The following is an 11006-nucleotide window of genomic DNA, read 5'->3' as shown; positions in this document are numbered from 1 at the left end:
CTCGGCGTGTCAGGGGTGCGCTGGGTCGATATTCAGCTGCGCCAAGCGCTTGCGCAATGTGTTGCGATTAATCCCCAAACGCCGCGCCGCCTCCAGCTGATTGCCACCGGATTCTTTCATCATGCGGCGGATGAGAGCATTCTCAACAATTTCCAATATGGCCGCATGAACGCCGCCATCTAATTCGGCGCGCGCGATCTGCTCGCGCGCCCAATAGTCCACCGCTTCGTCGAGCCGCTGCGCCGGCGACGCCAAGCCATCATCAACGTGCCCATCGAACAAGATATCCTGCACGTCCTTGGCCGTGACCTCGACATCACGCGCCAGCACAGCGAGCCGCTGCACCACATTCCCCAGTTCACGGACATTGCCCGGCCAGTCATAATTTTCGAGCATCTGCATCGCCGCCGGAGCGAAGCGCCGGTCGGGCAGTCCTAACTGGCGGCCCGACGCGACAAAATATTCGGCCAGTGCCGCGATATCTGTCCGCCGCTCGCGCAAGGCCGGTAATTGCACCGGAATGACGTTGAGCCGGTAATAAAGATCTTCGCGAAACCGTCCGTCGGCAACCAGCGTCCGCATGTCGCGATGGGTTGCGGCAATGACGCGCACGTCGGACTTTAGAGCCTGATTTCCGCCCACGGTCGAATATTCATTGCTTTGCAGCACCCGCAATAGCCGCGTTTGCGCTTCGAGCGGCATGTCGCCGATTTCATCCAGAAAGAGCGTCCCGCCTGCCGCTTGTTCAAATCGTCCGGCGCTGCGGGCATGGGCTCCTGTGAACGCCCCTTTTTCATGCCCGAACAGCTCTGCCTCGATCAACTCGCGCGGAATGGCGGCCATGTTGATTGCCACGAAAGGTCCGCTTCGCCGGAGTCCCGTTGCGTGAATGGCTTGGGCCACCACTTCTTTGCCGGTGCCCGATTCGCCCAATATGAGGACTGCCAGATCATTCGACGCCAACCGCGCAATGGTGCGATAGACCGCCTGCATCGCGGGCGCCCGCCCGATCAGGCCGTGGCTGGGGTCAATCGCTTTGCTGGCCGGGTCAGTGGTCGCATCGGGCCGCCGTTGCGCCAAAGCGGCGCGGGCACTGGATGTGAGATCCCCAAGATCAAAAGGTTTGGGTAGATAGTCATAGCTGCCGATATCGGTCGCGCGCACCGCCGTATCGAGCGTATTTTGTGCCGACAGGACGATGATCGGCAAATGCGGTTCGATTCGGGCATCGGCTAGCGATTCAAGCCCGTCACCATCGGGAAGCACGACGTCGGTAATAATAAGGTCGGGCTGATGCTCGGCTAGCCAGCTATCGCGCTCCCCAATGCTGGCCACGGCCACAAAGGTTTCGCATTCATCGACCAGCGTTTCGCGTATGATCAAGGCAATCGCCGGATCATCTTCAACTAGCAAGATGGTTTTGCCCACGCTCATGTTATAGCTTCCTGTTCGTCCGTCGCCGTCGCGACGGGCAGATGGACGCGAAAATGGGTCATCTTATTGCCGCGGCTATGTTGGACAGTGCCACCCATGTCGCGCGCCAGTTTGGCGACCAATGCCAACCCCAGTCCGCGTCCTTCACGTTTGGTGGTCACAAAGGGATCGAACAAGTCGCCCCGAATATCGTCGGGAACACCGGGGCCATTGTCGCTGACCATAATTTCAATCGGCAGGGAAATCCGACCGCGACCGTCGCCATTGTCGATGGACAGTCCGTGACGATAGGCCGTGGCGACCCGGACCAATGCGTCATCACTGCCATCGACAGCTTCACCAGCGTTGCCGACAAGATTCAGTAATATCTGCACAATCGCATCATGATTGGCCAAAACCATCGGGATCGAAGGGTCGAAATCTTCGATCAGGCGCAGCGATTTCCATGGCCTTGCCCGCATCGTTTCCATCGCCTGCAAAATCGCGGGATAAAGGTTGATCGGCGAACAGGCGATGGGCTGACCGCGCGAGAAATGCTCCATTTGATCGATCAAGGTCGCAATCCGGTCAACCTCGGCACAGATCAACGTTGTAAAGCGCTCGGCATTTTTCTCGGGTGCCCGCGCGATTAACTGGGCCGCGCCGCGAATACCGGCGAGCGGATTTTTAATCTCATGCGCCAACATCGACGCGGCCGCACCGGCGGCACGCCCCGACCGCCCGAAGGACCCGCTCAGCAAATCGGCTTCGCGTTGAGCCGGAGTGATGGCGAGGATCAACTGTCCGCCCGATCCGCCGTGGACGATTTGAATATCCACCAGCATCACCTTGCGATCACTCAGGATAATTTCAACGCCATGCGCGAAGAGAGCAGGATTATCGGCGTCCAAGATACGCTTGCTATAGCTGCTGTCCAACTGGATGACGTCGGCCAATGCGCGGCCCACCATCGCCGAACGACTGATGTTGCAAAGCTGTTCGGCGGCAGAGTTGACGAAAAGGATGGTGCCGCTGCGGTCGAGCAACAGTGTCGCCACAGGGTGCGACTGTATAAGTTCGTCGCGATCCCATGGCTGGGTCGCCGACTTTTCCTGGGTCACGCCGCAGCCTTGACCAGAAAGGGCGTGTAAAACTCTTCGATCGCCGCCAGCACGCTGCGGCTGTCGCCAATCTGGTTGGCGCGATTGCGGAACTCGGCCGATCCGGGCAGCCCCCGCGTGTACCAACCGATATGTTTGCGGGCCATATTGACGCCAGTCATCTCGCCATAATGGTCGAGCATCGCGTGATAATGACCTATAATCAGGTGATATTGTTCGTCCAGGCTGGGGTCGGGACGATCCCCCTCCCCGCGCAAGGCCGCCATCACCTGACCGAGCAGCCATGGCCGCCCATAGGCGCCGCGACCGATCATCACGCCATCGGCGCCGCTTTGCGCCAAAGCCGTGCGCGAATCGTCGACCGAGCAAATGTCGCCATTGACGATCACCGGAACGCGAACCGCATCCTTGACCTGACGGACAAAGCTCCAGTCGGCATCGCCGCGATACATTTGGCAGCGGGTGCGACCATGCACCGTGATCATCTGCGCGCCCAGATCTTCTGCGATATGCGCCAGTTCGGGGGCGTTAAGGCTATGATGGTCCCAGCCCATCCGCATTTTGACCGTCACTGGTACAGACACGGCTTTGACCGTTGCTTCGATCAGGCTCGCAGCCAGCGGCAGGTCGCGCATTAGCGCCGATCCAGCGTCGCCGTTGACGACCTTTTTCACCGGACAGCCCATGTTGATATCGATAATCGCAGCGCCGCGATCTTCATTCAGCTTGGCGGCTTCGGCCATTTCATGCGGATCACAACCGGCAAGCTGCATCGACACCGGCTCTTCGACCGCGTGCCATGCGGCCTTTTGCAACGACTGCCGCGTTTGGCGGATCATCGCGGGTGACGCGATCATCTCGGTAACATTAAGCCCCGATCCATAGCGACGGACGAGCGTGCGGAACGGCATATCAGTGACGCCCGTCATCGGCGCGAGGATCACAGGATCCGCGATCTCGATCGAACCAATGGTGATGGGCCGTAGCGCCGTCATGCCGTCCTTCTTTTCCGCCTTGCGCGAAGATTGCCTAAAATATGTGCAGCCCGCTACACGCTAAGCGGCTTTCCCGCAAGCCGGTGCTGCGCTAACCGGCTTCTTCATGTCCGATTCCGAACCATCCTCTCTGCCCCAAACAACCGCCGCCATCATAGTGGCTGCGGGGCAAGGGTTACGTGCCGGACAACCAGTGCCCAAGCAGTTTGCGCCGTGGCGCGGCAAAGCCGTCGTCCGCCATTCCGCCGAGGCCTTTGCTGCGGCTGGACTGTCGCCCATCATTGTTGCGATCCCCGACAATGCCGAGGATATCGGGGGTGAGGCGCTGGTTGACATAGCTGGCGTTCGCCTGATTATCGGCGGAGAAACGCGCCAACAATCGGTGCGCCTCGCGCTGGAAGCACTGGCTGATGCTTCCCCCGCTCATGTGCTGATCCACGATGCAGCGCGCCCTGTCGTGCCACACGCGGTCATCGAGCGCTTGCTCGCAGCTTTGGAAACGCACGCTGGTGCTATCCCAGTCCTGCCGGTTGTCGATAGCCTTGCCCAAGCCAAGAGCATGGAAATGGGCGCGCCAGCCAACCGCGAGACGCTGCGCCGTGTTCAGACGCCGCAAGCCTTTCACTTCGCCGAAATCCTGCGCGCGCATCGTAATTGGAGTGGTGACGCGGTTGCGGGCGACGATGCTCAGGTGGCGCAGGACGATGGAATCACCATCCAGCTCGTCGAAGGAGACGAAGATTTGCGCAAGCTGACATTCGCGACGGATTTTGCGGGCGATGTGCCCGCCATGCGTGTCGGTACTGGTTATGATGTGCATCGTCTTGTTGCTGGTGAAGAGCTGTGGCTGTGCGGCGTCAAAATCGAGCATGATTTTGGACTGGCGGGACATAGCGATGCCGATGTTGCTATTCACGCGCTAGTCGACGCGATACTTGGCGCAATAGGCGAAGGCGATATCGGGCAACATTTTCCGCCTAGCGAACAGCGTTGGAAAGATGCGTCTTCGGACCGTTTTCTGCGCCATGCCATCGGACTGGCAGCGGACAAAGGCTATCGCATCGGCAATGTCGACGTGACGATCATCTGCGAAGCGCCCAAGATCGGGCCGTACCGCGACGCTATGCGCGAACGGCTGGCCTCGCTGCTCGATACCAGTATCGACGCCATCAATATCAAGGCCACGACGACCGAGCGGCTGGGCTATACCGGACGCGGCGAAGGCATCGCGGCACAGGCGATTGCCATGTTGATACGGCCTTGATGCATCCTAAAATGCGACGGGCCGTGTTGGTCCGACTCGTCATTCTTGCGAATATGTGACCGTTATTGGGGCATCTATCGCTCTGAAATATCGTGGTTCCCTGACGTCAATACGCCATGCAAAGTAGCCAATTCATCACTATCACGCTATGGTAGCCGCCGCCGAAACAATGGCGTAAGGGCCTTTCCCGCCACGCAACAGTCGGAGACCTTAGCCTGTGCCTTTCCCCGAGTTTTCATTGTGACTGATCTTTCCGTTTATGAACGGCGCGCCCAAGAGCGGGCGAAGGCCGCTGAGTCTGTACTCTCCGCCAACCGCGCCGTCGGACGCAGCGTTGCGATTGCCGAAAGCTGCACCGGGGGCATGGTCTGCGCCTCGCTCACTGATATTGCGGGCTGCTCCGATGTATTCAGCGCCGGCTTCATTACCTATTCGGACGAGTCGAAACTAAGCCAGCTTGGCGTCAGCAGCGAGATTATCGAAACCTTTGGTGCCGTTGCGATTGCGACCGCCTGGGCGATGGTCAACGGCGTGCTGGCCAACAGCGATGCCGATGTTGCCGTTTCGATTACTGGCCTTGCCGGACCCGATGGCGGAACTGACAAAAAGCCTGTGGGACTGGTCGTCTTTGCGCGCGGTCGTCGGGGTCAGGACCCCGACGAATTTTTCACCCAGCGCGTCCAGTTCGAATCCAATGACCGCGCGACCATTCGCCACCATGCGACCCTGTTTGCGCTCGACTTGCTTCAGCCGGCGCGTGATTCGTTGCGGCCATCCGAAGACACGACGCTTCCGGCACCATAAAGCGCATCGGCGCGCGTCTCGAAGGCCTCGATCATCTTGCGTAGGGCTTTGTCGAACATCTGCCCCGCCAAGGCTTCAAAAACGCGCGACCGGAACGAAAAATCGACCATGAAGTCGACGCGGCACCCGCCGCCTTCGTCGGCGGCAAAATTCCATTCATTGTTCAGATGCCGCATCGGACCGTCGATATAGTCGACCGCCACCCGATGCGGGCGATCCTTGTGGACGCGGCACGAGAAACTTTCCCGAAGCCCTTTGAAGCCAACGATCATATCGGCGACCGATTCCGCCTCGTCGTCGCTGCGCACGCGCAAAGCGATGACCCAGGGCAGAAACTCGGGATAACGCGCAATGTCGGTAACAAGAGCAAACATCTGCTCGGGAGAATGGGAAAGGTCGCGCGTCTCGTGATGTCGCGGCATGGGCCTCAGCTACCCGCCGCCCGCGCCAGCTGGGCTTCGCGCGCAGCACGCATCTCGGCAAAATCTTCACCGGCATGATAGCTGGAGCGTGTCAGCGGGGAGGATGCGACCTGCAAGAACCCTTTGGCACGCGCGATTTGTGCATAGGCATCGAAGGCTTGCGGCGTAACGAAATCGATCACTTTGGTGTGACGCGGTGTTGGCTGCAAATATTGGCCCATGGTCAGAAAATCGATGTCGGCGCTGCGCATGTCATCCATGACCTGATGCACCTCCATCCGATCTTCACCCAGACCGAGCATGACCCCGGATTTGGTAAAGATCGACGGATCGCGGCGCTTCACGCTCTCCAGCAAGCGGATCGAGGCATAATAGCGCGCGCCGGGGCGGATGGTGGGATAGAGGCGCGGAACGGTTTCCAGATTGTGATTATAGACGTCGGGACGCGCATCGACGATGGCCGCAACCGCGTTTTCGGGCTTGTTGCGAAAGTCAGGTGTCAAAATTTCGATGGTGGTCGTCGGGGTTTCGCGGCGTAGCGCCTCTATCACCTTGACGAACTGGCTTGCGCCACCATCGGGTAGGTCGTCGCGGTCGACCGACGTGATGACGATATGGCTGAGCCCCATCTTGCCGGCGGCAATCGCGACATGCTCGGGCTCCAGCGCGTCAACCGCGCGCGGCATCCCCGTCTTGACGTTGCAAAAGGCGCAGGCCCGGGTGCAGGTGTCGCCCAGGATCATCACCGTCGCATGTTTTTTGGTCCAGCATTCGCCGATATTAGGGCAAGCGGCTTCTTCGCAAACCGTATTGAGGTTGAGGTCGCGCATCAGGCGGCGCGTCTCGGCATAGCCGGCACTGGTCGGCGCTTTGACCCGAATCCAGTCGGGCTTGCGTTGGCGAGGAGCGGAAGTGAGCGGTGCGTTCATGGCGTTCACATAGCGATGGCCGCCCCTCTTCTCAACCACGCTTCTTCGGTTTAAGGGCGAGTCATGAATCACTTTTCCGAATTGCTCGCCGGCTATGCCCGCTTTCGTTCAACCGGTTGGAAATCACAGCGCGAGCGCTGGGACGAGCTTCGCGAAGGCCAGTCGCCCAAAGTGATGATCATTGCCTGCTCGGATAGCCGGGTGGAGCCTTCGCAAATATTCGACACCACGCCGGGAGAAATTTTCGTGGTGCGCAACGTCGGCGCGCTGGTCCCGCCATTTGAAACAAGTCCGGGCCGCCATGGCGTCTCGTCCGCGCTAGAATTTGCGGTGCAAATCTTGAATGTCGAAGAGATCGTCGTGCTGGGCCACGGTCTGTGTGGCGGCTGTCACGCCGCCTTGCATCGCACGATGGAGGGCAGCGAACCTGGCAATGGCGGCTTTATAGCCGACTGGATATCGATGCTTGATGACGCGCGCGATGCTGTGACCGCCGAACATCCAGACATCACCACGCGCGAGGCAACCCGCGCGATGGAATTCGCAGCGGTTCAGGTCAGCCTCGACAATTTACGCAGTTTCCCCTGCATTCGTGAAAAGGAAAAAAAGGGAAGTTTGAAGTTACGCGGCGCGCTTTTCGCCATCAGCGACGGGATTTTGCACGTGCTCGATGAACAGAGCGGTGAGTTCTCTCCTCGATAAAGCAGATTTGCTAGGGGTTGGATGCGCGCGCTGCCTGCGCTAGGGCGCGATTTATGCAAAACGAAACTCTGTTCGCCATTTCTCTCTATTTTCTGATGATGCTCGGTATCGGCGTTTACGCCTATCGCAAATCAACCGCCGACAGCAGTGAATATCTGCTCAGCGGCCGCAGCCTCGGCCCCGCGGTTACCGCGCTCGCGGCTGGCGCGTCGGACATGTCGGGTTGGCTGATGCTGGGCTTGCCTGGTGCGATTTTTCTGTCCGGCCTGTCGCAAAGCTGGATAGGCTTTGGCTTATTCCTCGGCGCATGGGTCAACTGGGTTGTCGTCGCCCCCCGTCTGCGAAAACAGACCGAAGATTATGGTGATTCGTTGACCATCCCGGAGTTTCTGGGCAACCGCTTTGCTGACAAATCCCATGTACTGCGCATCGTTGCCAGCATCGTCATCGTAGTATTCTTTGCCTTGTATAGTGCCTCGGGCTTGGTCGCAGGTGGCAAATTGTTCGAAAGCGCCTTTGGGCTCAGCTATCAGACCGGTCTGTGGGCTACAGCCTCTGTAGTGGTCGCCTATGTTGTTCTCGGCGGATTTCTGGCGGTCAGTCTGACGGATTTTGTTCAGGGCATGATTATGATGGTCGCGCTGGTCATTGTACCGATTGCGGCCTGGAACGGGCTCGATGCCGGTGTCAGTGTGGTCGGGGTATTAAATGACGTCGATCCCAAGCTGACCAGCTTTTTCGCGGGCACCACCGCGCTGGGAATCATTTCAGCGCTGGCTTGGGGGCTCGGTTATTTCGGGCAGCCGCACATCATTGTCCGCTTCATGGCGATCCGGTCGGTCAAGGACGTACCGGCTGCGCGGTTCATCGGGCTGACGTGGATGGGCATATCCTTGATGGGCGCGATTGGCGTGGCGATGATTGGCCGCGCTTATCTCAGCTCTCAAGGGGTCACGCTCGACGATCCGGAAACGATCTTCATCATCCTTGGCCAGATGTTGCTGCACCCGCTGTTGCTCGGCTTTTTGCTGTCGGCCATTCTGGCGGCGGTGATGAGTACGATTTCGGCGCAATTGCTCGTCACCGGATCATCGCTGACAGAAGATTTCTATCGCCTGTTCGTGCGCCGCAATGCGGGCGAGCGGGAAATTGTCGCGGTCGGACGACTTTCGGTGGTGTTGGTGGCTGCGGTCGCGATGCTCCTCGCTCAGGACCCTAACGGTAGCGTCCTGCAATTGGTCAGCAAGGCATGGGCAGGCTTTGGCGCCGCCTTTGGGCCGCTCATCATCCTGTCGCTCACTTGGTCGCGGATGACGCGCTCTGGCGCGCTGGCCGGGATGGTGACGGGCGCATTGGTCGTCATTGCATGGGATGTGGCTGGCATGAGCGCCTGGCTCTATGAACTGGTCCCAGGATTTATCGCTGCCATGGCGGCCATTTTCGTGGTGAGCTTGTTGTCCGAAAGTCGGCAAGCCGAAGTCGCGCATGGCTGATCGCAAAGCGGTTGAGCGGGTCGGACTGGCCCGCTCGACTTCTTTTGCAGAAAGACGCCAAAACTAGACGCCAACGGGGTTGCGCTCTGCCAGAGTGGGGCTAACAGGACCGAATGCACCTTCCATTCCGAATGCCGCGCCTGATGCGCCTGTGGCAACTGCGTTTCAACCGGCGCGCCCGTACTGAAGTTGTGGACATTCGGCGACGCATTGCGATGGTTAGCGGTGCCATATTGCTCGGGCTGGTAGCGATGACCTTTGCCGAGGCAGGCAATCATGCTCAGCGCCTGATATTTGTCATCACACGGCAAGCCTGGTGGCTGCCGCTGGTGCTGACTCCAGCAACTTTTGCAGCGGTGGTATGGTTTGCCAACCGCTACTCCCCCGAATCCAAAGGGTCGGGCATCCCGCAGATTATTGCGGCGGGCAAGCGACCGGATGGCGAAGCCAACGGGCCACTGGTCTCGCTGCGCACCGCGCTATCCAAGCTGGGTCTGACGCTAGCGACATTGGCAGCCGGCGGGTCGGTCGGACGCGAAGGCCCGACAGTCCAGGTCAGCGCCGCCATCATGGTCGGGATCCATAAACTGCTGAAGGTCCGCATTACGGCAGGCGTCTATATCGCTGGTGGCGCAGCCGGGGTGGCTGCCGCGTTCAACACGCCGCTCGCCGGAATCGCCTTTGCTATCGAAGAATTGGCGGCGGCTTATGAACAGAAAGTGGCGGTGCTAACGATGGGCGCGGTCATGATATCGGGTTTGGTCAGCCTCGGCATTGCGGGTGACTATCTCTATTTCGGCGTCATGCATGATACATTGGGACTTGGCGAACTGGTCCTCATTGCTCCAGTCGCCGGAATTATCGGCGGACTGGCAGGCGGATTGTTCGCCCGGCTTGTCCTTGCCTTTGCGGCCAAGACCAACAAATTCGTCAAACACCTAACGGCTTATCCCATCCGGCTTGCGGCCGGCTGCGGCCTGATTGTTGCTGCCGTCGGCATCCTGACCGGCGGTGCGACATGGGGCACGGGCTATGACGTCACCAGCTTTCTGGTCGAGGGTCATCACGGCAAGCTCTGGTTTTTTCCGGCCAAGTTCGTCGCCGCCATCGCTTCGACGCTCAGCGGCGCGCCCGGTGGCATTTTCTCGCCATCGCTAGCGGTCGGGGCTGGTTTCGGTAATTTGCTGACGCCGCTCTTTCCGGATAGTCCGGTGGGGCCAGTCGTGATGATCGGCATGGTTGCCTATTTCGTCGGCGTCGTCCGCGCGCCGCTCACTGCGGTTATCATCCTCATTGAAACGACCGCCAGCCGCGGCATCGTTATGCCGCTGTTCGCCACGGCGCTGATCGCCGACTGGACGAGCGCGCAAATCTGTCCGACCCGGCTTTATCACGGACTTTCGACCTATTTGCTGCCGACGAAAGCAAAGGCCAGCCCCGATTAAGGAATGGCGTAAGTTACACTCGCCTGCCCCACGGGCTTGTCCGCATCGTCGGTAAAGATGTGGATGTCCATGACCGCCAAACGCTTACCAAGCCGCAACAATCGCGCATCGGCGGTCAGCGGGCCAGGTCGGCAAGGTCGCAAAAACTGATAGTTGAGCGAACTCGTCACTGCCATCGCGACGGGTCCGATATGCGCTAGGACAAGTGCATAGGCCGCCATATCGGCGAACCCCATCTGCGTCGGGCCAGACACCAGCCCGCCGGGACGCAGGGCATTATCATTCGGCACCAACCGAGCCCGCACATGCCCCGGCGCCGCCGAAACCACCTGCCCACGCGATCCCGGCTTCGACATGGGAAAGGCCTCGGCCATAAAGGCATTGAGAGCATCTGCATCCAAGCGGATGGTTGCAGACG

General features: G+C 59.6%; 11 protein-coding genes. 5 read left to right on the top strand and 6 right to left on the bottom strand.

Annotation, left to right across the window (positions count from 1 at the left end; all coding sequences use genetic code 11):
- Window positions 1–9: 9 nt before the first annotated feature.
- The 3 genes from ntrC to dusB are packed head-to-tail and all read right to left on the bottom strand — an operon-like array spanning window position 10 to window position 3529.
- A complete protein-coding gene (gene ntrC / locus ACR3XE_RS09225) occupies window positions 10–1434 on the bottom strand; it encodes a nitrogen regulation protein NR(I) (protein WP_473697945.1) in 1425 nt (474 codons plus the stop codon).
- Window positions 1431–2534, bottom strand: coding sequence for a two-component system sensor histidine kinase NtrB (locus ACR3XE_RS09220; RefSeq protein WP_473697946.1), 1104 nt, complete (start codon window positions 2532–2534; stop codon window positions 1431–1433). The genes ntrC and ACR3XE_RS09220 overlap by 4 nt, the downstream gene beginning before the upstream one ends.
- Entirely contained in the window at window positions 2531–3529 is a 999-nt protein-coding gene (dusB, locus tag ACR3XE_RS09215; protein ID WP_486185669.1) for a tRNA dihydrouridine synthase DusB, read from the bottom strand. The genes ACR3XE_RS09220 and dusB overlap by 4 nt, the downstream gene beginning before the upstream one ends.
- Window positions 3530–3635: 106 nt before the next feature.
- Here dusB and ACR3XE_RS09210 point away from each other — a divergent pair, with 106 nt between their 5' ends.
- Window positions 3636–4793: a bifunctional 2-C-methyl-D-erythritol 4-phosphate cytidylyltransferase/2-C-methyl-D-erythritol 2,4-cyclodiphosphate synthase gene (locus tag ACR3XE_RS09210; RefSeq protein WP_473697947.1), complete on the top strand. Its 1158-nt coding sequence runs from the start codon at window positions 3636–3638 to the stop codon at window positions 4791–4793.
- Between the two features lie 240 nt (window positions 4794–5033).
- A complete protein-coding gene (locus ACR3XE_RS09205; RefSeq protein WP_473697948.1) occupies window positions 5034–5597 on the top strand; it encodes a CinA family protein in 564 nt (187 codons plus the stop codon).
- Here ACR3XE_RS09205 and ACR3XE_RS09200 read toward each other — a convergent pair.
- Both ACR3XE_RS09200 and lipA read right to left on the bottom strand, forming a co-directional pair.
- The gene (locus tag ACR3XE_RS09200; protein WP_473697949.1) at window positions 5540–6019 is read right to left on the bottom strand and encodes a type II toxin-antitoxin system RatA family toxin; all 480 of its coding nucleotides are present in this window, start codon (window positions 6017–6019) and stop codon (window positions 5540–5542) included. The genes ACR3XE_RS09205 and ACR3XE_RS09200 overlap by 58 nt on opposite strands.
- A 5-nt stretch (window positions 6020–6024) precedes the next feature.
- Complete coding sequence (gene lipA, locus ACR3XE_RS09195) at window positions 6025–6948, bottom strand: lipoyl synthase (protein ID WP_473697950.1); 924 nt, start codon at window positions 6946–6948, stop codon at window positions 6025–6027.
- A 63-nt stretch (window positions 6949–7011) separates the two neighbouring features.
- On the opposite strand from lipA, the gene ACR3XE_RS09190 reads away from it, so the two are divergent.
- The 3 genes from ACR3XE_RS09190 to ACR3XE_RS09180 all read left to right on the top strand — a co-directional run bounded on the left by ACR3XE_RS09190 (window position 7012) and on the right by ACR3XE_RS09180 (window position 10588).
- On the top strand, window positions 7012–7650 hold the full coding sequence (locus tag ACR3XE_RS09190; RefSeq protein WP_486185668.1) for a carbonic anhydrase: 639 nt from the start codon (window positions 7012–7014) through the stop codon (window positions 7648–7650).
- 53 nt (window positions 7651–7703) lie between these two features.
- Window positions 7704–9143, top strand: a complete 1440-nt coding sequence (gene putP / locus ACR3XE_RS09185; protein ID WP_473697951.1) for a sodium/proline symporter PutP — start codon at window positions 7704–7706, stop codon at window positions 9141–9143.
- Window positions 9144–9256: 113 nt separating this feature from the next.
- Window positions 9257–10588, top strand: coding sequence for a chloride channel protein (locus tag ACR3XE_RS09180; RefSeq protein WP_486185667.1), 1332 nt, complete (start codon window positions 9257–9259; stop codon window positions 10586–10588).
- Here the strand turns inward: ACR3XE_RS09180 and ACR3XE_RS09175 are convergent.
- On the bottom strand, window positions 10585–10989 hold the full coding sequence (locus ACR3XE_RS09175; protein ID WP_486185666.1) for a PaaI family thioesterase: 405 nt from the start codon (window positions 10987–10989) through the stop codon (window positions 10585–10587). The genes ACR3XE_RS09180 and ACR3XE_RS09175 overlap by 4 nt on opposite strands.
- Window positions 10990–11006 lie beyond the last annotated feature (17 nt).

This window comes from Sphingopyxis sp. 10G20-10 (assembly GCF_057365075.1).
Note: the sequence above shows the minus strand (reverse complement) of the source record. Positions and strands in the feature narration are given on the sequence as shown.